Genomic DNA, 20,678 nt, shown 5'->3' on the forward strand with positions numbered 1-20,678 from the left:
AATGGGACAAAATCAACATAACAACAGGATACAGAAACATGCTAAAACTAAAAAAAACGGTCGCAGCAAGCGCCCTTGCGCTATTAACTTTGAGCTCAACATATAGCTATGCAGAAGTCACAGCAAACGCTGCGGCAACTTCAAACTACTTATGGCGTGGTCAAGAGCAAGGCGGCGGTGATGCTGCAATCCAAGGTGGTATCGACTACGCAAGTGAATCTGGCTTTTATGCGGGTACTTGGGTGTCGAATGCTAGCTGGGCTGACGACATGACTTACGAGCTAGACCTTTATGCTGGTTTTGGCGGTGAAATCAATGAAACCTTTAGCTACGATGTTGGCTACATTTATTATGCATACCCAGATGCAGCATCTTACACAGATGCAGACTTCTCTGAAATCTACGGTAGCATTAGCGTGGGTAGCTTCACCTTTGGTGCAGCAGTCCTAGCAACATCAGCAGCAAGCGGTGACGGTACAGATTTTGGTGACTCTCTATATTTAAATGCTGACTACAGTTTCCCAGTTGGCAGTACCGGTGCAGAAATGGTCCTTCACTTAGGTCATTACTCAGGGGATTTCATTGGTGATGATAACATCATCGACTACGGTGTTTCAGTGTCGAAAGACGGCTTTACTTTCGGTCTTTCAGACAACGACATTGATGGTTCAGATGTAAAAGTGTACGTCGCTTACGCGGTTGACTTCACTTTATAAAGAATGTGTTACTTGCTGCAACACGAAGGGCCGTTAAGGCCCTTTTCTCATTTATATCAATACACTTATGGTACACTATGACCAGTTGATCCTTGCCAAATGCGATACCATTGTTCACGGTTCATAGTAAGCTGCTTAGCGTCAACAGCTGATTTAACACGCTCAATATTACCCGTACCAAGTACCACAGACGGTGCACTTGGGTGCATTAACAGCCAAGCATAAACAACCTGATCAATGGCTGTGGCGCCAATTTCAGCCCCAACCTGCTCCAACACTGCACGTAAACGCACCGCTTTTTCATCTTCACTTGAGAATAAGCGCCCCCCAGCTAATGGAGACCAAAGCATAGGTTTGATATCAAGTAATTGGCATTGGTCTAAGCTGCCATCATCAAGGGCTTTCATCTCGTAAGGTGAAAACTCAATTTGATTAGTCACAAGCTCAAAGTCTAAACGCGACTGCAACAAGCTAAGTTGCGATGGGGTAAAATTAGATACACCAAAGTCAAGCACATCACCATTTGCTTTTAGGGTATTAAATGCTTGTGCCATTTCATCGGCGTTCATCAAGTAATCAGGGCGATGAATAAGTAATACATCTAAACGATCAGTGCTGAAGTTTTTAAGTGACTGCTGTGCCGAGGCAATAATATGCGCGGCACTTGAATCATAATGATTTGCTTTGCCTTGTAGCCCTAGGCTTGCAAACGCAGGCTTGATACCACACTTTGTGATTATTTTGATTTCATCACGAATACTTGGTTTTAGTTTAAGTGCTTTACCAAATTCAGCTTCACAACCGTATTCACCGTAAATGTCAGCGTGATCGGTATGTGACACCCCCATTTCAATTGCATTTTCTAAAAAACTTAAGCATTGCTGGGGCGTTATCTGCCAATCTAGCAAACGCCAGAACCCTAATACCAACTCATCAATACAACGATCATTGTTATTCACCATAACGACCTACTTTTCCTAATAAATTCGACTCAAATTAACTCTTTAACCATATCACAGATTTACCAATCACAGCTGTTAACATACAGTTACAAAATAGATTGCTAATTTGTTACTAAACAGGATATTTTAGTACCTAAAAACAAATGTTATAAAACAAGGAATAAAAAATGAAATCGTCAAATGTTATGACTGCTTTGGTTGATATTTTTATCAGCCCAAGCAAAGCCTTTAATGGTTTAAAAGAGGCAAAAGGTTGGTCTTTTGTTGCCTTTATTTTACTTGCCGGCATTCTCGCTGCCAGCATGTTTGCTTTTTACAATAAGGCTGACCCGCAGTTTTTAATAGATCAACAAGTGGCAGCGGCCAGTGTTGATGCCACCATTGCAGAACAAAAAATGATTCGCCAAAGCATGGAGCAAACCATAGATATGCAAGTATGGTTTGCTATGTTTGGTGGCATTATTGGTTTGGCTGTTATTAATGCTCTAATGGCAGGCTACTACCTATTTGTATCTAAGCAAGACCCAGAAGCTAATTATGGCTATGGTGCGTGGTATGGCTTTGGTGTGTGGACTATGATGCCAATGATTATTTCAAGCCTAGGTTTACTCATCTTAGTATTAACTGCGAGTACCGACCAAATCTCACAGACGTTATTTAACTATGCTTCGATTAACCAACTTTTAATTGGTTTAGAAATTGGCCACCCATTCTACACCTTACTTGAAAGTCTCAATATCTTTTCTATTTGGGGTATTTTCATCGCAGCTATCGGTTTAAAGAGCTGGACTAATTTCACTTTCAATAAGGCGCTACTGTTTGCAGCCTTACCAAGTATTGTTATTTACGGTATTTGGACTGTAATCGCTCTCGTTTAATTCTGCTTTGAGCGGCAATATGCCGCTCTTAACTTCCAAGGAAGAAAGATGAAAAAAGCCATTATAATTGGCCTCGCTGTTACGGCATTTGTCGCTTTACTAATCTCAAAACAAGTCACAGGCAATAAAGATGCACCAGAAATGCATATTGCAGAAGTTGAACAAGGCAATATTGCCGATTCAATTTTAGCCTCTGGTAACCTAGTTTTTAACACCCAAGTGCAACTGCGCTCAGAAGTGACTGGCCGTGTAGCGAAAGTGTTTGTAGAAGAAGGCGAAAGTGTCACTGAAGGCGATATTCTTATGCGCTTAGATACGACCGCGTTTGAATCTGAAGTTGCCCGCAATAAAGCCGTGCTTCGTGCGACCGAAATCGATATTAAACATAGCGAAACCCGATTAAAAAATATTGAGCGCCAATTAAGCCGCCAAAAAGAGCTTTATGAAGTGGGCCTTGCTGGCCAAGAAGTGTATGAAAACCTACAAAATGCCCGCGATTTAGCAAAAATAGATATTGAAGCAAAACGTGAAGCTTACAACCAAGCCCAAGCATCACTATTGATTGCTGAAGACCGTTTAAATAAAAGCGTGTTTCGCGCTCCAATGAGTGGCCTACTTGCTTCGGTAAATATTAAAGAAGGTGAAACCGTTATTGCGGGAACAACCAACATTATTGGCTCAGACTTGATGCTAGTAGCTGACCCCAGCGCAATATTAGCCGAACTTCGAGTGGATGAAACCGATATTGCTGGTATCAAACTAGACCAACATGCAGATATCTATGCTGCCGCTTACCCAAATCAACCTTTTACTGGCAAAGTCATAAACATTGGCACATCAGCAAAAAATCAAGCTGGTTCACAAGGCTTATCATTTAAAGTCAAGGTACTGCTTGATGCCACTGACCGCCAGCTTTATGCCGGAATGAGCTGCCGCGCAGAAATCGCCACAAGCATTGCCGAAAACGGCTTAAAACTGCCTATTGAAGCTATTCAAAAAGAGGATGATAGCTACTTTGTCTGGAAGCTTAACGCAGATAACACAGTAACTAAAACAGCTGTTACGGTAGGTATTTCTTCAGATATCGAACAAGCACTAACCAGCGGTGTTGCAAAAGGAGATCGTATTGTTATCGGCCCAGCTAGACCACTTAGCTCACTAAAAGAGGGTGATACGGTAGCCGTTAAAAACAGCCCTGAAAAAGGTGCTAGCTAATGTCTGTGGTGATCAAACTCAGTAATATCAATAAACAATACAAAATGGGCGAACAAGTTTTCAAAGCCCTTGATGATATTAATATTGAAATTGCTCAAAATGAGTATGTTGCCATTATTGGCCCTTCCGGCTCAGGTAAATCAACCCTGATGAACTTGCTTGGCTGCTTAGATACTCCCACCAGTGGTGACTACTATTTAAAAGATAAGCTCGTAAAGCGCATGACCGAAACGGAGCTTGCTCATCAGCGTAATGAAAGTGTTGGCTTTATTTTTCAAAGTTTCAATTTATTACCACGAGCATCCGCCCTTGAAAATGTTATGCAGCCCTTAGTGTATCGATTTATCTCAGCCAAAGAGCGAAAGCAACAAGCGCTCGAATCATTACAACGGGTTGGTCTTGGCGATAAGGTGAATCACCTTTCAAGCCAACTTTCTGGTGGTCAACGTCAACGTGTCGCTATAGCTCGCGCACTAGTTACTAAGCCCCATATTCTACTTGGTGATGAGCCTACCGGTAACCTAGATAGTAAAACCACCACTGAAATCATGGCGCTGTTTGATGAGCTTCATAACGAAGGGCACACCATTATTTTGGTTACTCACGAACAAGATATTGCTGATCACTGCCAACGTGTTATTCGTTTAGTTGATGGCAAAGTTGTTAGTGATACCCGCAAAGGCGAAGGAGCAAGACAACATGTTTAAATCTGCTATCGCTGTAATGGAAGGCACAAAAGCAGCACTGATGGCAATTAAAGCCAATGCAATGCGTAGTGCCCTTACCTGCTTGGGCATTATTATTGGTGTTGCTGCAGTTGTGACCGTGGTAGCAGTAATGCAAGGGTTTACCAAGCAAATTAATGATCAGCTTGCTGACATGTCTCCTGATGTCACCAATATAAAGCCTTACACTAGCGTAGAAAAAGAAATGGTAGGGCAACAAGCAAAGTTAACCTACAGCGACTTTTTAACTCTAAAAGCACGCGTGAAAGAAGCTGAAACCTTTACTGCACTGATGTTTACTTGGCGCTTTTCGGGTGCAGCAGAGTATGGCAATAAAAGCCATGCTTCACGGGTAATGGGCACAGAGCAAGACTACCAAAAAGCTTACCGCACCTACCCAGAACTCGGCCGATTTATTCGCGCAGAAGATGATGCAAAACGCCGTAGAGTGGCGTTTATTGGCCCTTCAATTATCGAAAAGCTTAACCTGCCTGAAAACCCTGTAGGTGAATATATCAAACTCGGTGGTGAGTGGTTTCGCATTATTGGTGTTGCTGAAAAACAAGGTAGTTTATTAGGTTTTGACCAAGACGATTACATTAATATTCCGATAAGTACCATGAGTGCGCTAGAGGGCGGCAGTGTTGATACCAATGTACAAATGATGTTTCGTTTGAAAGACGATGCTAACGAAGCGCAAGTACTGGCTAAAATTCGCCGCCTCTTACGTCAATTACATAAACTGAAAGACGGTGAAGATGACGACTTTGAGTTTGAAACCGCCGAAAAAGCCCGTGCTAATATCGATAAATTTACCGGAAGTGCAACCGCAATTACCGCGGGGATCGTAGGTATCAGCCTGGTAGTTGGTGGTATCGGAGTGATGAATATCATGCTGGTTTCGGTAACAGAACGTACGCGTGTGATCGGCACTTTAAAAGCATTAGGGGCAACACCTGGTTTTATTATGCTGCAATTTTTAGTTGAAGCGGTGGTGCTATCACTGTTTGGTGGTTTAATTGGTTTAGCGATAGGCTACGGTGCTGCGGCACTAATTTCAGTTTTAGTGCCGAGCATGCCAGATGCCTACATACCGGGTTGGGCGATTATGCTGTCATTTGGCTTTACTTCATTGATTGGTATTGTGTTTGGCTTAGCGCCCGCTATTAAAGCTGCACGCTTAAACCCAATTGATGCACTGCGTTATGAATAACTAGTCTGGCTTATAAGGTACTTGAGCGCAGCTTATTTCAACTGTTTTCGGGTACCAAATAGGCCCAACTTGGTTTACTGCAGCTTCAGCTAAACCATTGGTGAACGACTTATAAGTGTGAACAGTTTGCCATTCGGAATCAGGGCACTCCTCTGATAAGTCTACAGGCTCTGAACCTTCGTAAAGCGCCGCGGCAAAGTTATGATGCCATTGCTCTGTTGCAGGCGCTTTATTGGCTTGTGCAGCACTGCCATTATCAAAGTAGATATTTGTGCAACCACTTAAGGTTGCCACTAACACAGTTGTTGCTAGTAGGCTTTTCATAATTGTTGCTCCTGTGCTTGTTGCTCACACCATACTTTTACTGTGTGAGGAGCATAAATTCCGAGTGTAACGAGTCCTAATGCGCCATCAGCGAATGTTTGTTGCGATTGCATTTGGGCAACTTTTTTATCTTGGCAAATAGCCTTTACATCAACGCGCTCTTCACCAACGAGGCCCCACAAAAAGAATGGGCGGCTATCTTGGTAATCAGCTTTAGTGGCTAATTTATTGGTTGTTTTTTCTGGCACTATGGTGACTGATGAACACGCTGTCACCGATAAGGCAAGCAGCATACAGGCCATTTGTTTCATGAGTAGTTCCTTTGTCTGAGTTGTTAAGCTCAGTAAGTATAAGAATATGAGTACTCATTTTGGGTAAGAAAGCGTATAGAAATTGTAGAAAATACTACAGTTTCTAACATTTAGCCTTTGAACTAAACTGAGGCTAACAACGACTAACTCTCAAGGAACGTAACTAAAGGTCATTATGACGGCATATCTGCGTATATTTTTATTACTTGTGTGTTTGAGTGTGCTGTCTTGGTATAGCTTTTCAAGCGATCCTAGCTCTGATGAGCAACAAGGTATAACCAAAACCGCTGTGAACCTTGCTAATTGCCAACAGCAGTTAGCACAAAGTCGTATGCAAACTTACGCTGAACATTATATTTTGCCCTATCAGTTCAAGTTATTGAGTTGGAATATCTACAAAGCACAAATAGATGGCTTACTCACAGATTTGCAAAACCTAAATGCCGGTGCTGATATTGTGTTACTACAAGAAGCTATCGAAGAACCTTCGCTTACAAAGCTCAAACCCTATTGGCGCTTTGCTAAAGGGTATAAGAGTGGCGGCGTGCAATCTGGAGTTATGACACTCAGCCGCTGGCCAGCTACTGTGCATTGTACACTCACCCATAAAGAGCCTTGGCTACGTAGCCCAAAAGCCACCAATATTGTGGAATATGCGCTGCCAGATCAACAGTTATTACTGAGTATTAACCTGCATGCCATTAACTTTGCTTTTGGCGTTAGTGACTTTAAACAACAGCTAGACGATGCCGCTGCTATTATGCAAACGCACAAAGGGCCTATCGTGTTTGCCGGTGATCTCAATACTTGGAGTGATGAGCGCCAAGCATTATTACAGCAAACATTGACTCAGCTAGGTTTGCACGAAGCTATCTATTTAGATGATAAACGTACCAAAGCATTTGGGTTAGCACTTGACCAAGTATGGGTGCGTGGTGTCAAAATAAAGACAACCATAGTACCTGAGCTTGTAAGCTCAGATCATAATCCAATAATTGCAACCTTGACCATAGAGCAAAAAGTACAGTGAAAATAACAATGAAAGGATATTGGTTTATCGCGTTAATGTTATTGAGCATTAGCCAATTCAGTAATGCAGCGACCCCAGAACAAGAGATAAATCACCTCATTGATTTTGTCGCTAAGAGTGATGCCGTATTTATTCGCAACGGCACAGAGCACTCAAGCCAAGATGCTGCCGAACACCTAGCTATGAAGTATCGAAAAGCAACCCGCTATGCAAAAACTGCCGAAAAGTTTATCGAAAATCTGGCGAGCAAAAGCTCATGGAGCGGTAAGCCCTATAAAGTTAAACTCAGCAATGGTAACTTAATCAATGCAAAAGATTGGTTAAGCAATGAATTAAAAGAGTACCGTCGAAACCAACATATTCATAATTAAAATCATCAACACACAAGAAGCGAAAAGCCATGCAAGAACACAAGAATCAGCCACTTAATGACTTTATTGAGTACCCTCATGACGAGATGTTAAAACGCGCCGAAGAGTTTTTAGCCGTGAGTCAGCGTCGCCACAGTATTCGTAGCTTTAGCGACCGCCCAGTGCCAAGAGAAATAATCGAAACTTGTATTAAAGCGGCTGGCACTGCACCGAGCGGCGCCAACCATCAACCTTGGCACTTTGTAGCAATACACAGCAGCGATGTAAAAAAACAAATTCGAGAAGCCGCTGAAAAACTAGAGCGCTCATTTTATGAAGGTCGCGCAGGTGAAGAATGGTTAGATGCCTTAAAACCACTTGGCACCGATGCCAGTAAGCCCTACCTTGAGCATGCACCTTGGCTAATTGCCGTGTTTAGTCAAAAGAAAGGCGGTATTTCTGCCGATGACAAAAATACCAATTACTATGTTCATGAATCTGTTGGCGTTTAGCAACAGGCTTTTTAATTCAAGCACTACACAGAGCTGGTCTTGCCACCCTCACGCATACACCAAAACCAATGAGCTTTTTAACCGAAATTTGTGGCCGCGATAAAGATAATGAGCGCCCTTATATGCTGCTAATTGCAGGCTACCCAGGCACAGATGCAACCATCCCTGAGCATGCCTTAGTGAAAAAGTCGCTAGACGAAATAGCGACCTTTATTTAGCTTTAAATTCAACAGCCAGCACATCACCCGGGTTTAAACCTGAAACGATGTGCTGCTTGCCATCGAGCATTTCGCCAAGGCGCACATAGCGACGCACTATCTGATTATTTTCAAGTAAATAGACCATACTCAATTGGCCATATTGGTACACCCAGCTTGAGTCAATCAACACCCCTTTTTCAGTGGCGAGCGGTAATTGTAATTGCGCATAAAGCCCTGGCATTAATCCAGTTTGCGCATCTGTTTCTAAACGGATCTCCATACTACGCGCAGCACTATCAGCAACCGGCACAATTTCTGTCACTGTGGCAGGCATTGACGTAGATAAAGCAGGTAGTTTAACCGTTAGAGTTTGACCAACATTCAACTTAATTGCTTGTTGTTCTCTGACATCAAATGCTAATTGCAATTGTTGTGGGTTATACAGTGCGAGTAATGGCGTGCCAGGAGTTGCGGTATCGCCAGGCTCTGCAAAACGCTCAACCACAACACCTGAAATTGGCGCTTTAATTTGCGTAAAACTCAGTGCAACTTGCGCTTGTGTTTGCTGCTGTTTAGCAATCGCTAGGTTCGCCGTTAAATTATCGAACCTTGCTTTTGCATCGTCGTATTCGCTAATAGATACCAAACCTTGCTTGTATAAATCGTTAATACGCTTTAGTTGTTTCTCTGCTTGAGTCAGCGATGCATTAATCGCATTTATTTGTGCTTCGCTTTGAGCCAGCCCTGCTTTAAAGTCATCTTGCTGCAAGGTAATTAGCACGTCACCTTGTTTTACAGTATCGCCAGCGCGTACATTTAAACGCTCAACTTGTGCCATTACACGAGAAGAGATTTGCGTATTTTGTTTTGCAATCACGGTGCCCGGTACAACTTCATCACGCGCAATATCTGCCAGTGTCACTGTCACTAACTGACCAGTGTAATCATTTGCTGATGGGTTTTTCATGCCTGCAGCTTGCTTATCAGAGAAACTGCCCGCCATGTAAAGTACCGCCACAATGATCACAGATAACGCGATGATCGAGCCAGTAAGTTTTGATTTACCCTGCATGAGCTTGTTCCTCTTTACCTGCATCCTTTGCAAACACTAAATAATAAACCAGTGGCACAACAAATAATGAGAACAATGTTGATGCCACAATACCAAAAATAATTGCAATCGCTAGACCGCTAAATACCGGATCTAGGGTGATCACCAAGTTACCTAATAAGGTGGTTCCCGCTGTGAGTAACACAGGGCGCATACGCACCGTACCTGCGGCAATCAAAGCCTGTTTAATTGCCATACCTTGGCCGCGAGCTTGATTAATAAACTCAACTAAAATAAGTGAGTTACGAACCACAATACCAGCAAGTGCAATCATGCCAATCATGGCTGTTGCAGTGAATAGCACCGGCTCTGGAGCACCAGCAATGCTGCGCTCTCCAAATTGATTTAATAGCCAAAAGCCCGGCATGATCCCTATTACGGTTAATGGAATAGCCGACATGATGATCAGTGACAAACTGGCAGAGTTTGTTTGAATGCGTAAGATGATGAAAATGGCTGTTAGCGCAAACGCAAAGGCAATCCCCATATCTCTGAATACATCAATAGTAATTCGCCATTCACCTTCACCACTAAAGGTCACGTCAGTGCCAGCAGGTAATTGCCAAGCTTGGCTACCGCCATTATTGAAAAAGTGCCTAATTTGCCAATCAGTTTGGCTAAATTCGTCAGCGCTAATGCCTAAGTCAGCATTGACGTCAGCAATAATTTCAGCGGGTGTACGCCCATTTAACTCAGCCATTACATACACAACATTACGCTGATCTTTACGCATAATTGGCTTGGCAACATCTTGATGCTGAAATTCACCTAACTCAGAGAGCGCCACCAGCGGACGCGGTGCACTTTGCAGCCCAAATTCATCACTGGTTTTTGCAAGCTCCCTATCACCACGAACTTGTAATGCCAGCAATTGAGCAAATTGGTTACGATCTTGATATGGCAGTTGTAACTTTATATCGACAGGGTCTGTTTCGCCGCTAACATATAACACCCCAACATTTTGCCCATGCGAAGCAATGGCTAAGGTCTGGGCAATATCTTGCGTAGACACCGCTGACAATGACGCTTTACTTTTATCGGTAATAAAACGCTGTAAGGGCGCATTGGCAGCAATACTGGTATCAACTTCAACCACATGCGGCTCTTGTTTTAACCTTGCAGCAACAGCAAGGGCTGCTTGATAGTGCGTGTCTGTATCAACAAATGGCTCACTGTAAACTTCAGCCACTAAGGTACTTAAAACCGGCGGACCCGGTGGCACTTCAACCACTTTAATTACAATGCCATCGGTTGCCAGTGGCGCTAATGCGGCACGCAAGCGCATGACCACGCCATGAGATTGATGATCACGCTCAGTTTTATCGAGCAGTAATACTCTGAGTTCAGCTAAATTAGCAGCTTCACGTCGATAATAACCACGCACCATACCATTAAAGTCCATGCTTGATGGCTGACCAACGTAGGCTGCCGCCTCGCTTACTTCATTTAATTGCCAAGTGATGGTTTGTACTTGTCGAGTGAAAGCGGCGGTTTGCTCCAGGCTTGTACCTTCTGGCATATCGATTAAAACTTGTAACTCGTTTTTATTATCAAACGGTAATAGCTTTAAAGGCACTGCACGCATTACGGGTAACATGGCACTGGCGACAAACAAGGCTAATGTGGTCCATAAAACGAGTTTGGCACGGCCTTTAGACTCAAGTAATGGTGATAATATGCGCTCATATAAACCATGCTGATTGGCATCGAGTTGAACGCTGTCACCGACTGGCGCTTTAAGTAGTTTCATTGCCAACCACGGCGTAACAAAAAATGCCACTATGGTCGAAACCATTACACTAATTGGCACATTGAATGCCATCGGTGCCATGTACGGCCCCATCATGCCAGTAATAAACGCAAGTGGGATAAACGCCACCATAATGGTTAATGTAGACATAAACAGCGCCACACGAATTTCGCTCATGGCATCAACTATGCGTTGTTTTTTATCGCCTTTGTGGGTTAAAAAACGACTTATGTTGTCTATCCCAGTAATTGGATCATCAACCAACAAACCTAAAGAAAGGATTAGTGCAAACAGTGTGACTCGGTTAATTGTATAGCCAAAGGCAAAATCAAGTGTCAGGGTGATGCCGTAGCAAATAGGCACTGCCAAACCAACCACAATCGCTGGTCGCCAACCTAAAAATACGCCAACAAAAATAACCACGGTAAATACCGCAAACACTAAGCTTGAGGTAAGGTTATTTACTTTCTCGTTCGCGGTTTGGCCATAATCACGCAGTACGGTGTAGCCCACTTCATCTGGCAATAGATTAGCCGATAAACTGTCCATCATGCTGTGCACTTCGTTGGCTACAGCGACCGCATTGGTGCCAGCTTGTTTAGCGACACTAATAGTGACTAAAGGAAGTTGTTGTTGGTTATCTGAATGAGCCAGCCATTGATAGCTTTGTGCTTCGCTTGGACCATCACTCACCTCGGCGACATCACTTAGGTAAACACTCTTACCGTTTACCACGTTGACAACAAGCCGTTCTATCGCAGATTGAGAACGTAAAACATCACCCACTTGTAAGGCAATTTGCTGCTTTCCCTCAACAACACTGCCCACATTAACTAATTGGTTAGATACGCTAAGCGCATAATACACATCAGTTAGGGTTGTTTGATGGGCAGCAAGAGCGCTTGCATCAAGGTTAATTGTTAATTGACGGGTTCTACCAGCAATCACTTTCACTTCGCTGGTGTTTTCGATGCGCTGTAAACTATTAGCGATTTCGTTAGCAAAGCGGGTTAGTTGATAGTCATCGTAAAGTTTTGGATCTTTACTAAATAAGCCCAGCATCACAATGGGCACATCGTTCACTTCAACCGGACGGATTTGCCATGAGCTGATCACTGACGCCATCGTGTGTTGATAGCTATAGAGTTTAGCGTAAGTGTCGAGAATAGCTTGCTCACGATCGTGACCGACTTCAAAACGAAGAGTGACAACAGCAGCATTACTTTGTGTAGTTGAGTAAATATGCTCAACACCCGTTAACTGCGCCAATAACTTCTCCAATGGCTCTGTTACCAGCCTGGCTACTTCTGGCGCTTCAACGTTTGGTGCTGCTACATATATATCAAGCATAGGAACCACAATTTGCGGTTCCTCTTCACGAGGGGTTTGCTTTAATGCCATTAAGCCAAGCAACACCGACATAATAAAAATAATAACAGGAAGGCGGCCGCTCAAGCTGTTTTTAACAGCATTATCGATAGCACTCACTGCTTAATTACCTTTGCAAAATAAGCCATATAGAGTTGCTAGGATCGATACTACATTTTCATCAACCACGCGATAATAGATAGTTTGGCTTTCGCGTCGAGTAGCAACTATCTGAGCTTTTCTCAGCGCCGCTAAGTGTTGCGATAATGCAGACTGCGCCAACGGCACAGCTTCGTTTAATTCGCTCACGCTCATTTCACCATCTTGCAGCGAACATAAGATCATCAAGCGATTTTTATTCGCCAATATCTTTAGCATTTGCTCTGCTTGCTCCACATTGTCGGCCATAGCCGCAAAATCGATGTTCATATTCACACTACTCTATATTCTTAAAATGCCGCTAAAGTATAGATTGATATATTAGAAAAGTCTAATATTAGAATTTACTAATATAGTGTTATCTAATATATTAAATACATCACCCTTTTACGAAAACTTGGCATGGAGGATTAGTATGCTGACACCAATTCCTGACTTAATGAAAATTGTTGCCCCAAACCAGCGCCGCATTAGCGCTGACCAAGCAAAACAAGAGCTAAGCGAAAACCATGGTTTATTAATTGACGTACGTGAGCCTGCTGAGCACGCAACTAAAGCAGCGACAGGTGCAATTAATATCCCACGTGGTGTACTTGAAATGAAATTAATGGAAATTGAAAAAGATCCTGCAAATTCCATTTACTTACACTGTGCAAGTAGTGCCCGCGCCACACTGAGTGCCGAAGCACTGACTCGTGTTGGTTACGAAAATGTCACTGTAATCACCTGTAATACAGAACAAATTTGTCAGGTGTTTTAACTTCATAGAACAGTAACACTGGTCGGATAAGCTCGTACTTTTCTACTTATAGGTACAGAGCAATGACTTTTACGCGCAGACGCTTTTTAAAAGCATCGGCGGCTGGTTTTGGAGCCGCCGTTTTATCTTTTGGTTTAACGGGCTGTAGTCTTAATGACGATGATGACGAAACTACAAAGCAAATCCCTGTCAGCTTTGATCACGGTGTTGCCAGTGGCGACCCGCTCGCTGACAGCCTCATTATTTGGACTCGCATAACACCTCTTGAAAACGTCACGAGTGTTAACGTAGTTTGGCAAGCCTCAACAGATGCTAACTTTACAACCATTAGCCATGATGGCGAAACACAGGTAAGCGATGCAACTGACTTCACCTTAAAAGTTGATCTGCAAGGTCTCGATGCCAACACCACCTATTACTACCGCTTCATAAGTAATGGTAAAACCTCACCCACTGGAGCAGGTAAAACACTTCCAACCGACAACATAGAACAAGTAAAATTTGCCGTTGTCTCTTGCGCTAACTATCCTGCAGGCTACTTCCATGTGTATGGCGAAATCGCAAAACAAACCGATTTAGATGCAGTACTGCACCTAGGTGACTACATCTATGAATATGGTAATACGGGTTATGCCACTGAAGATGCCGCCGAACTTGGCCGTTTATTACCTGATGACAATAGCGATGAAATCATTTCTTTAGCGGATTATCGCAAACGTTACGCCCATTATCGTAAAGACGAAAACCTGCAAGCTGCCCATAGTCATTGTGCATTTATTACTGTTTGGGACGACCATGAAATAACTAATGATACATGGCATAGTGGCGCTGAAAATCACAACGACGGCGAAGGTGAATTTAGCGAGCGCAAAATGCATGCGCTACAAGCATACTTTGAATGGATGCCTATCCGTAATGTTGCCGATAAAGAACGTATTTATCGACGCTTTGAGTTTGGTAATTTAGTGTCATTACACATGCTCGATACCCGTGTTTTGGCGCGCGACGAGCAAGTTAATTATGCGGATTTCGACTTAACCAGCAGCCAAGGACAAACTGACTTTGTTGCAGCAATTAGCTCACCTACTCGTGCTTTATTAGGTAACGAGCAACTTACATGGCTGACTGATGGTTTAACGACAGCAACAACACAATGGCAAGTACTTGGGCAACAGGTGCTGATGACCAAAATGCATTTGCCACTCGAGATTTTACAGTTACTAATGAATATTCAAGTGACTCAAGCAAACGGTGCTGATCCCTCGGCATTACTTGCTCAAGCAAACACATTATTTAGTGAGCTTGCGCAAATTAAAGGGCGCGTATTAGCTGGCGATCCAACGGTTACTAGTGAACAGCGAGCACGTGTAGAAACAACAGCACCTTATAATCTTGACGCATGGGATGGCTATGCTTATGAGCGCGAGCAAATACTTGGGACTGCAATTGCAGCACAAAAGAATTTGGTCGTTTTGGCAGGTGATACGCATAACAGTTGGGCAGGACAATTAGTCACTGATGCAAGCAATCCTGTTTCTGCTAAAGCCGCAGCTGGTGTTGAATTTGCAACATCTTCGGTTTCATCACCAGGTCTTGAGAACTACTTAGCGTTAAATACGCAATCGAGCGAAGCTGTCGCACAAATTGAGCAAGTCATTGCATTATTGGTTAACGACCTAGCTTACAATAACTTAGTTGAACGCGGCTACTTAACCGTCACCTTTACTCAACAACAAGCGCTTGCCCAGTGGCATTATGTAAGTAGCGTTAAAACAGCCGATTACACACTGCTTAGCGAGCGTCAAAAAGCGCTCAGCGTACAAGCTGGTAACCCTACTTTACAAATGGCTTAACGCTTTTCATCTAATAGCGTAACTAACATTTGCTCAATGTTTTTTACGCTATAAGTAAGTGAACGCAGCAGTTCTAACTGACTATCTTCAGGTTGATGCTCAGCTTTAATACTGCTGCTTTGAGTCATCTCATCTTTTTGTTTTAAGATTGCCTCGCGAAACGTCTCTGCATCAACCACTCCGAGCAATGATACTAATGCACCTTGCCCTGATTGACCTGCCGTTTCAAAGCTCAGTCGATAAAGACCAAATTGGCGCATTAAAGGGCCTTGGCTAAGTGCTACATCGGTTATTTTTTCAAGTGGGATCGATTTTTCTTCTTTAAAGAAGACACCGCGTTTTACCACTAACTTACGTGTTAACAACGTGGCTGACATCGCCGCTAAAATACGCCCTGCCACCAGCCAGATTATTAACGCAACAATGGGAATGAAAGGGCTCCCTACCATACTAATCACACAGGTAAAAATACCCAGTAATAACCAATACTGTTTTACTTTTGGATCAAAGCTGGCACTCAATAAACTGGTTTCTGTCATCATAGGCTCCCTATAAACTGACTACAACGCGAACAGCTAAGGCAATAAAGATAACCCCTAACAATTTTTCGAGCCATGGATTTGTCTTGGTGAAACCAAAACGCTTTTTTGATATGTCGGTTAACAGTGCAACAACTAGATACCAGCCCGTATCAAGCACAAATACCGTTAAACACATGATTAAACCAACTTGCAAAGTCAGCTTTTCAGGATCAATAAATTGCGAAAACAGTGCTAAAAAGAACACCGCAAGTTTTGGGTTTAAAAAGGCAATAGCAAAGCCATCTTGCAATGCGCTACGAGGACTCGGCTTAGTCTGCTCAACATTCAATGTTTGCGAGCTAGGTTTAGCTAACAAAATACGAATACCCAAATATGCGAGATAGGCTGCACCGCCATAGACCAGCACTTGATAAAGCGTTGGCAACTGAGTCATCAGCGCACCTAAACCAAGTAACGAGGCACACGCATAAAAGCCAACCCCAATACCATGGCTTAACGCCGCTAACATGCCATTCTTCATACCGCCATGTAAACTGTGCTTTAAAACCACAGCTAAACTCGGCCCCGGCGACATCGCTCCCATCACGCAAATTAAAACTAAACTCAACCACTCAGTTAGTGTCATTATTCGTTATTCTCGATTAGCAATAAAACGGATGTTATCTGACCATAAACCCCTGTTGCTGTAGTGATGGTTTTCACTTGCCAACCTGCTTGTCCTAATTCGAACACTCGTTGATTTAATGCATCAATATCGATGCCGCCAAAAAAGCGTTTCTTTTTAAACTCTACAACTTTTTGCATGTTAGTCCGTCAGTTGGTATTCAAAGTCATAATGATGAATACCCGATTCAATTCGAATTGCCATTTTACCAGAAATACCTTCAAGTTCACCTACGCCTGAGTCTGGTACCACTTCTAAAATCAATCGGTCAGCCCCTTTATCCATGGTGCCAAAATGTTGTAGCACAAAACTGCCTTGCTTACCTTCTAAGCTACCAACAACTTGCTCTATCGCTACATAACCTGCACTGCCCTGAGTTGCAGTCATGGCACTGAGCATTTCGCCTTGGCTTGTTGCTTCTAATGGACCTGAAAACTGTTTATCAATCGACATGCGTCCCAAATTTACGCCATCTTGCCCTGTGGCATAGCCGCCAATTGGGTTTAACTTTACGGTGAATTGACCACTGATCGTTGTAGATTCCATACTAATCCCTTAATAACTGTTGATTTTTAGAGCATTGATAACCATATCTATACCCTATTCATCAACAAGAATCTAGCATGTCTACCAATAAAGAAAAGGCCGCATTTAGCAGCCTGTTACCGATTTTAGCTTTTATAAAACCCTATAAATGGATGGTGTTTACGGCCCTTGGCGCCTTGCTGCTTACTACGCTGTTAACTTATCACTCGGACAAGGCGTTAAATTTGTTATCGACCATGGCTTTATTGCAGGCTCACAAGCTCAGCTTCAACAAGCAGTAATGGTGTTGATTGGTTTAATAAGCTTATTAGCTGTAGGTACTTTTTGTCGCTTTTATTTAATGTCGTGGATTGGTGAGCGAGTCAGTAACGATATCCGTAAAGCCGTGTTTGATCGCATCGTTACATTACACCCGAGCTACTTTGAAGAAAACCGTAGTGGCGAGCTGATGTCGCGCCTGACCACCGACACCACCTTATTGCAATCTATCATTGGTTCCTCTTTTTCAATGGCACTACGTAGTAGTTTAATGCTGATTGGTGGCTTGGCTATGTTACTAATTACCAACTTAAAGCTGACCCTTGTCGTTGTTGCCTGCGTACCAGTAGTATTAGTGCCGATGATGATTTTTGGCCGAAAAGTAAGAAAACTAGCAAGCTCAAGCCAAGATGCCATTGCCGATATCAGCACCTATGCTGGTGAGATCATTCAAAATATTAAAGTAGTGCAAAGTTATAGCCATGAAGAACGTGAAAAAGCAGCATTTAGCGAAGAGACCAACAAGGCGTTTCAAGTAGCGAAGAGCCGAATCAAACAGCGCTCGTTTTTGATTGCAGCGGTGATATTTCTGACCTTTAGTGCTATTAGCGTGATGCTTTGGGTTGGTGGCAGTGACGTATTAGCTGGCACTATGACAGGTGGTGAGCTAGGTGCTTTCGTGTTCTATGCGATTATGGTGGCGATGTCTGTAGCAACCGTTGCCGAAGTGTATGGTGAGCTGCAAAGAGCCGCAGGTGCGGCAGCACGGCTATTAGAGCTACTTGCCGTTGAAAGCATGATCAAAAGTCCGGATACAAATCATGATGCACAACTTGAAGCAAACAAACTTAATCACCCTGCTATCGAGTTTAATGAGGTATCTTTTCATTACCCTTCAAGGCCAGATAAAGCCGCTTTAAATACGCTGAATTTACAAGTAAAACAAGGTCAAACTCTTGCTATCGTTGGCCCATCGGGGGCTGGTAAAACAACGTTGTTTGAGTTACTGCAGCGCTTTTACGACCCAAGTTCAGGGAGTATTTCGCTGGCAGGAATAAACATAAAAGCACTCTCTCTTGATTGCTTACGCCAGCAAATGGGGATGGTGGCACAAAACCCAATTTTATTTAGCTCAGACGTAATGCATAACATACGTTATGGCAACCCAAGCGCCAGCGACGAGCAAGTATATGCGGCGGCCAAATATGCCCATGCCGATGAGTTTATTAGTCAACTGCCAGATGGTTACCACAGCTTTTTAGGGGAGCAAGGTGTTAGGCTTTCAGGTGGGCAAAAACAACGCATAGTTCTGGCCCGCGCAATATTAAAAGACCCTGCAATTTTATTGCTTGATGAAGCAACCAGTGCACTCGACGCACAAAGTGAGTTTCATGTACAAGCTGCCCTTGAGCATCTAATGAAAGACAGAACAACACTGATCATTGCCCATCGTTTGGCAACGGTTAAACACGCCGATGTGATTGTCGTGATGGATAAAGGAGAAATTATTGCAACGGGTACGCATCAGCAATTGTTTGAGACTAACCCATTGTATAAACAATTGTGCGAATTACAGTTTAATCGAGATTAAGAAGGGAAATGTCAGGTTTGAAAGGGCATATCAAACCTGACCACAAATCTAGATATAAAATCTAACCTTGTGTATTCGGTACGATCTGAATTTCTACGCGGCGGTTTAAAGCTCGGTCATTTGCTGAGTCATTGCTTGCCACAGGGCGTGTTTCACCATAGCCTCGTGTGCTGATACGCGCAGACATAATCTGATGATTCACTAAGTAATCTTTTACGCTTTGCGCACGTTGTTGAGATAACGTCATATTGTAGCTATCTTTACCTGTGCTGTCGGTATGACCTTCTACGCTTAAGTAGGTTTTTTCGTATTTATTCATCACCTTAGCAATCGCATCTAAGGTGCTATGAAAGCCCGACGAAATATAAGATTGGTCAGTTGCAAAAGTAATATTTGATGGCATGACTAGACGAATATTGTCGCCTTCACGAACCACTTCAACACCTGAGCCTGCTAGCTCATCGCGAAATGCTTCTTCTTGCTTATCCATATAATCGCCAACGGCTGCACCTGCTAATGCACCAATAGCCGCACCAATGAAGATACGTTTATCATCGTGGTCGCCAGTTGCTTTACCTAGAACGGCACCTGTAGCAGCACCAATCGCAGCGCCTTTACCTGTATTCGTTGTCTCACAACCTGTCAATAAAACGGCTAATACGCCCACTGTTAAAACTGATTTTGTAAAAGTCATGTGTCTCTCCATGGCAATTATTCAAATTGAATTGTTAACAATTATGAATGAACGTCTATGAACAAACTATGAAGAATGGGTTACTTATCGATTGCTACAGCAGTAACCGGAGGTAAGTTATAACTTTTGACCAATTCTGTTAAACGGCCATTGAGGACTAAGGTATTGAGGCGCTCTTGAATTTTTTCGGCTAAACTCGAGCTTGCAAACTGTTTACTTAGGGCAATGTGACCATAAATAACATCTTTATAGCGATAAGGCATTTTTACAATTTCTTGTGAAGGTCGCTGCAAAAAAACGGAGGCATAATCTGCAGTCTCTTCAACAGCAATCACTAAATCAACACGATTTTTTAATAACATCTCAAAAGCATTATGTTCGCTTAAAGCCTCGATTTTAGTGAGGGTTTTATCAGTGTCGAAGCGGGGAAAATGCGCCGCACCTCGCATTACCGCAATGCGCTTACCGACTAGGTCTTGATAATTGTTTATTTTAAGCTCGCTATCAGCTTTTGCATAAAACACGAAAGAAGACGACAGCATCATATACGGCGGGGTAAGAAACTGCATTTTTTGTTCGCGCGCTTCTGTGCGAATAAGGCCGCCCATCACATCCAGCTCATTTTGCTCAAGCATCTTTAAACAACGAGAAAATGGGCAAGCAACATACTCAAACTTAATTGGTAAGCTAGGTTGCATTTCACGCATAATATCAACAATTGCGCCACTCACTTTACCATCATCAGAAATCATGCCATAAGGGGGCGCATGATCAACAGCCACCAACACTTTCTCATAAGAGTTCGCAGATACTAAGCCACTGAAAAAAAATAACAACAAACTTGCAATGTAGTGTTTCATAGTGATACTCATGACTACGTTCACTGGTTCTGTATATTGTAGACGGCCTTGTGTCATAAAAACCACAAAAATGTCATACAATTTTG

Annotated in this window: 21 protein-coding genes and 2 pseudogenes; 11 read left to right on the forward strand and 12 right to left on the reverse strand. The window is 43.0% G+C overall.

Annotation, left to right across the window (positions count from 1 at the left end; all coding sequences use genetic code 11):
• The first annotated feature begins 38 nt into the window (after positions 1-38).
• Positions 39-716 (forward strand): TorF family putative porin, encoded by a 678-nt coding sequence (locus ACRWSG_RS07575; RefSeq protein WP_462165994.1) that lies wholly within the window; start codon positions 39-41, stop codon positions 714-716.
• Between the two features lie 65 nt (positions 717-781).
• On the opposite strand, the gene ACRWSG_RS07580 is transcribed toward ACRWSG_RS07575, so the two are convergent.
• Positions 782-1,675 carry an aldo/keto reductase gene (locus ACRWSG_RS07580; protein ID WP_138601069.1) on the reverse strand — a complete coding sequence of 298 codons (894 nt, stop codon included), beginning with the start codon at positions 1,673-1,675 and terminating at the stop codon, positions 782-784.
• Positions 1,676-1,845: 170 nt separating this feature from the next.
• Here ACRWSG_RS07580 and ACRWSG_RS07585 point away from each other — a divergent pair, with 170 nt between their 5' ends.
• Genes ACRWSG_RS07585 through ACRWSG_RS07600 form a run of 4 tightly spaced genes read left to right on the forward strand, consistent with a single transcriptional unit; the run spans position 1,846 to position 5,709 of the window.
• Positions 1,846-2,556 carry a YIP1 family protein gene (locus tag ACRWSG_RS07585; RefSeq protein ID WP_054554396.1) on the forward strand — a complete coding sequence of 237 codons (711 nt, stop codon included), beginning with the start codon at positions 1,846-1,848 and terminating at the stop codon, positions 2,554-2,556.
• Positions 2,557-2,604: 48 nt separating this feature from the next.
• The gene (locus tag ACRWSG_RS07590) at positions 2,605-3,771 is read left to right on the forward strand and encodes an efflux RND transporter periplasmic adaptor subunit (protein ID WP_054554397.1); all 1,167 of its coding nucleotides are present in this window, start codon (positions 2,605-2,607) and stop codon (positions 3,769-3,771) included.
• Complete coding sequence (locus tag ACRWSG_RS07595; RefSeq protein WP_138618388.1) at positions 3,771-4,478, forward strand: ABC transporter ATP-binding protein; 708 nt, start codon at positions 3,771-3,773, stop codon at positions 4,476-4,478. Before ACRWSG_RS07590 ends, ACRWSG_RS07595 begins: the two co-directional genes overlap by 1 nt.
• Positions 4,471-5,709 carry an ABC transporter permease gene (locus ACRWSG_RS07600; RefSeq protein ID WP_199528398.1) on the forward strand — a complete coding sequence of 413 codons (1,239 nt, stop codon included), beginning with the start codon at positions 4,471-4,473 and terminating at the stop codon, positions 5,707-5,709. The genes ACRWSG_RS07595 and ACRWSG_RS07600 overlap by 8 nt, the downstream gene beginning before the upstream one ends.
• Here ACRWSG_RS07600 and ACRWSG_RS07605 read toward each other — a convergent pair whose 3' ends face one another.
• Together ACRWSG_RS07605 and ACRWSG_RS07610 are read right to left on the reverse strand one after the other, a co-directional pair.
• The gene (locus ACRWSG_RS07605; protein WP_054554400.1) at positions 5,710-6,033 is read right to left on the reverse strand and encodes a Bor/Iss family lipoprotein; all 324 of its coding nucleotides are present in this window, start codon (positions 6,031-6,033) and stop codon (positions 5,710-5,712) included. It lies immediately after the preceding gene.
• Complete coding sequence (locus tag ACRWSG_RS07610; RefSeq protein ID WP_054554401.1) at positions 6,030-6,344, reverse strand: Bor family protein; 315 nt, start codon at positions 6,342-6,344, stop codon at positions 6,030-6,032. Before ACRWSG_RS07610 ends, ACRWSG_RS07605 begins: the two co-directional genes overlap by 4 nt.
• 175 nt (positions 6,345-6,519) lie before the next feature.
• Here ACRWSG_RS07610 and ACRWSG_RS07615 point away from each other — a divergent pair, with 175 nt between their 5' ends.
• From ACRWSG_RS07615 to ACRWSG_RS07625, 3 genes and pseudogenes are all read left to right on the forward strand, one after another.
• Positions 6,520-7,374: an endonuclease/exonuclease/phosphatase family protein gene (locus ACRWSG_RS07615; RefSeq protein WP_054554402.1), complete on the forward strand. Its 855-nt coding sequence runs from the start codon at positions 6,520-6,522 to the stop codon at positions 7,372-7,374.
• Between the two features lie 8 nt (positions 7,375-7,382).
• Positions 7,383-7,745: a YfeK family protein gene (locus tag ACRWSG_RS07620; RefSeq protein WP_054554403.1), complete on the forward strand. Its 363-nt coding sequence runs from the start codon at positions 7,383-7,385 to the stop codon at positions 7,743-7,745.
• A 29-nt stretch (positions 7,746-7,774) separates the two neighbouring features.
• Positions 7,775-8,454: pseudogene (locus ACRWSG_RS07625) on the forward strand (nitroreductase family protein).
• Here the strand turns inward: ACRWSG_RS07625 and ACRWSG_RS07630 are convergent.
• Genes ACRWSG_RS07630 through ACRWSG_RS07640 form a run of 3 tightly spaced genes read right to left on the reverse strand, consistent with a single transcriptional unit; the run spans position 8,447 to position 13,094 of the window.
• A complete protein-coding gene (locus tag ACRWSG_RS07630; RefSeq protein ID WP_199528399.1) occupies positions 8,447-9,508 on the reverse strand; it encodes an efflux RND transporter periplasmic adaptor subunit in 1,062 nt (353 codons plus the stop codon). The pseudogene ACRWSG_RS07625 and the gene ACRWSG_RS07630 overlap by 8 nt on opposite strands.
• On the reverse strand, positions 9,498-12,785 hold the full coding sequence (locus ACRWSG_RS07635) for an efflux RND transporter permease subunit (protein ID WP_199528400.1): 3,288 nt from the start codon (positions 12,783-12,785) through the stop codon (positions 9,498-9,500). The genes ACRWSG_RS07630 and ACRWSG_RS07635 overlap by 11 nt, the downstream gene beginning before the upstream one ends.
• Positions 12,786-12,788: 3 nt before the next feature.
• Complete coding sequence (locus ACRWSG_RS07640; RefSeq protein WP_054554407.1) at positions 12,789-13,094, reverse strand: ArsR/SmtB family transcription factor; 306 nt, start codon at positions 13,092-13,094, stop codon at positions 12,789-12,791.
• A 145-nt stretch (positions 13,095-13,239) separates the two neighbouring features.
• On the opposite strand from ACRWSG_RS07640, the gene ACRWSG_RS07645 reads away from it, so the two are divergent.
• Together ACRWSG_RS07645 and ACRWSG_RS07650 are read left to right on the forward strand one after the other, a co-directional pair.
• Positions 13,240-13,584: a rhodanese-like domain-containing protein gene (locus tag ACRWSG_RS07645; RefSeq protein ID WP_462165995.1), complete on the forward strand. Its 345-nt coding sequence runs from the start codon at positions 13,240-13,242 to the stop codon at positions 13,582-13,584.
• Positions 13,585-13,646: 62 nt separating this feature from the next.
• A complete protein-coding gene (locus ACRWSG_RS07650) occupies positions 13,647-15,437 on the forward strand; it encodes an alkaline phosphatase D family protein (protein WP_199528401.1) in 1,791 nt (596 codons plus the stop codon).
• On the opposite strand, the gene ACRWSG_RS07655 is transcribed toward ACRWSG_RS07650, so the two are convergent.
• From ACRWSG_RS07655 to ACRWSG_RS07670, 4 genes are read right to left on the reverse strand one after another with little or no spacing between them, the layout of a single operon-like run.
• Positions 15,434-15,976, reverse strand: coding sequence for a PH domain-containing protein (locus tag ACRWSG_RS07655; RefSeq protein WP_462166912.1), 543 nt, complete (start codon positions 15,974-15,976; stop codon positions 15,434-15,436). The two genes, ACRWSG_RS07650 and ACRWSG_RS07655, sit on opposite strands and share 4 nt — an antisense overlap.
• A gap of 10 nt (positions 15,977-15,986) precedes the next feature.
• The gene (locus ACRWSG_RS07660) at positions 15,987-16,604 is read right to left on the reverse strand and encodes a LysE family translocator (RefSeq protein ID WP_199528402.1); all 618 of its coding nucleotides are present in this window, start codon (positions 16,602-16,604) and stop codon (positions 15,987-15,989) included.
• Positions 16,604-16,783, reverse strand: a complete 180-nt coding sequence (locus ACRWSG_RS07665; protein WP_054554414.1) for a DUF4177 domain-containing protein — start codon at positions 16,781-16,783, stop codon at positions 16,604-16,606. The genes ACRWSG_RS07660 and ACRWSG_RS07665 overlap by 1 nt, the downstream gene beginning before the upstream one ends.
• Before the next feature lies 1 nt (position 16,784).
• Positions 16,785-17,189 (reverse strand): DUF3224 domain-containing protein, encoded by a 405-nt coding sequence (locus ACRWSG_RS07670; RefSeq protein ID WP_235373247.1) that lies wholly within the window; start codon positions 17,187-17,189, stop codon positions 16,785-16,787.
• 77 nt (positions 17,190-17,266) lie between these two features.
• Between ACRWSG_RS07670 and ACRWSG_RS07675 the strand changes: the two are divergent.
• Positions 17,267-19,038 (forward strand): annotated as a pseudogene (locus ACRWSG_RS07675) (ABC transporter transmembrane domain-containing protein).
• Positions 19,039-19,099: 61 nt separating this feature from the next.
• Here ACRWSG_RS07675 and ACRWSG_RS07680 read toward each other — a convergent pair.
• Positions 19,100-19,732, reverse strand: coding sequence for an OmpA family protein (locus tag ACRWSG_RS07680; RefSeq protein WP_462165996.1), 633 nt, complete (start codon positions 19,730-19,732; stop codon positions 19,100-19,102).
• Positions 19,733-19,812: 80 nt separating this feature from the next.
• A complete protein-coding gene (locus tag ACRWSG_RS07685; protein ID WP_462165997.1) occupies positions 19,813-20,592 on the reverse strand; it encodes a substrate-binding periplasmic protein in 780 nt (259 codons plus the stop codon).
• Positions 20,593-20,678 lie beyond the last annotated feature (86 nt).

The organism is Pseudoalteromonas sp. GB43 (assembly GCF_054923805.1).

Excerpts from the sequence above, each read along its gene's own strand:
- ACRWSG_RS07575 (WP_462165994.1), top strand. The coding sequence starts at position 39 with ATGCTAAAACTAAAAAAAACGGTCGCAGCAAGCGCCCTTGCGCTATTA.
- ACRWSG_RS07585 (WP_054554396.1), top strand. The coding sequence starts at position 1,846 with ATGAAATCGTCAAATGTTATGACTGCTTTGGTTGATATTTTTATCAGC.
- ACRWSG_RS07590 (WP_054554397.1), top strand. The coding sequence starts at position 2,605 with ATGAAAAAAGCCATTATAATTGGCCTCGCTGTTACGGCATTTGTCGCT.
- ACRWSG_RS07595 (WP_138618388.1), top strand. The coding sequence starts at position 3,771 with ATGTCTGTGGTGATCAAACTCAGTAATATCAATAAACAATACAAAATG.
- ACRWSG_RS07600 (WP_199528398.1), top strand. The coding sequence starts at position 4,471 with ATGTTTAAATCTGCTATCGCTGTAATGGAAGGCACAAAAGCAGCACTG.
- ACRWSG_RS07605 (WP_054554400.1), bottom strand. The coding sequence starts at position 6,033 with ATGAAAAGCCTACTAGCAACAACTGTGTTAGTGGCAACCTTAAGTGGT.
- ACRWSG_RS07610 (WP_054554401.1), bottom strand. The coding sequence starts at position 6,344 with ATGAAACAAATGGCCTGTATGCTGCTTGCCTTATCGGTGACAGCGTGT.
- ACRWSG_RS07615 (WP_054554402.1), top strand. The coding sequence starts at position 6,520 with ATGACGGCATATCTGCGTATATTTTTATTACTTGTGTGTTTGAGTGTG.
- ACRWSG_RS07620 (WP_054554403.1), top strand. The coding sequence starts at position 7,383 with ATGAAAGGATATTGGTTTATCGCGTTAATGTTATTGAGCATTAGCCAA.
- ACRWSG_RS07630 (WP_199528399.1), bottom strand. The coding sequence starts at position 9,508 with ATGCAGGGTAAATCAAAACTTACTGGCTCGATCATCGCGTTATCTGTG.
- ACRWSG_RS07640 (WP_054554407.1), bottom strand. The coding sequence starts at position 13,094 with ATGAACATCGATTTTGCGGCTATGGCCGACAATGTGGAGCAAGCAGAG.
- ACRWSG_RS07645 (WP_462165995.1), top strand. The coding sequence starts at position 13,240 with ATGCTGACACCAATTCCTGACTTAATGAAAATTGTTGCCCCAAACCAG.
- ACRWSG_RS07650 (WP_199528401.1), top strand. The coding sequence starts at position 13,647 with ATGACTTTTACGCGCAGACGCTTTTTAAAAGCATCGGCGGCTGGTTTT.
- ACRWSG_RS07655 (WP_462166912.1), bottom strand. The coding sequence starts at position 15,976 with ATGACAGAAACCAGTTTATTGAGTGCCAGCTTTGATCCAAAAGTAAAA.
- ACRWSG_RS07660 (WP_199528402.1), bottom strand. The coding sequence starts at position 16,604 with ATGACACTAACTGAGTGGTTGAGTTTAGTTTTAATTTGCGTGATGGGA.
- ACRWSG_RS07665 (WP_054554414.1), bottom strand. The coding sequence starts at position 16,783 with ATGCAAAAAGTTGTAGAGTTTAAAAAGAAACGCTTTTTTGGCGGCATC.
- ACRWSG_RS07670 (WP_235373247.1), bottom strand. The coding sequence starts at position 17,189 with ATGGAATCTACAACGATCAGTGGTCAATTCACCGTAAAGTTAAACCCA.
- ACRWSG_RS07680 (WP_462165996.1), bottom strand. The coding sequence starts at position 19,732 with ATGACTTTTACAAAATCAGTTTTAACAGTGGGCGTATTAGCCGTTTTA.
- ACRWSG_RS07685 (WP_462165997.1), bottom strand. The coding sequence starts at position 20,592 with ATGAAACACTACATTGCAAGTTTGTTGTTATTTTTTTTCAGTGGCTTA.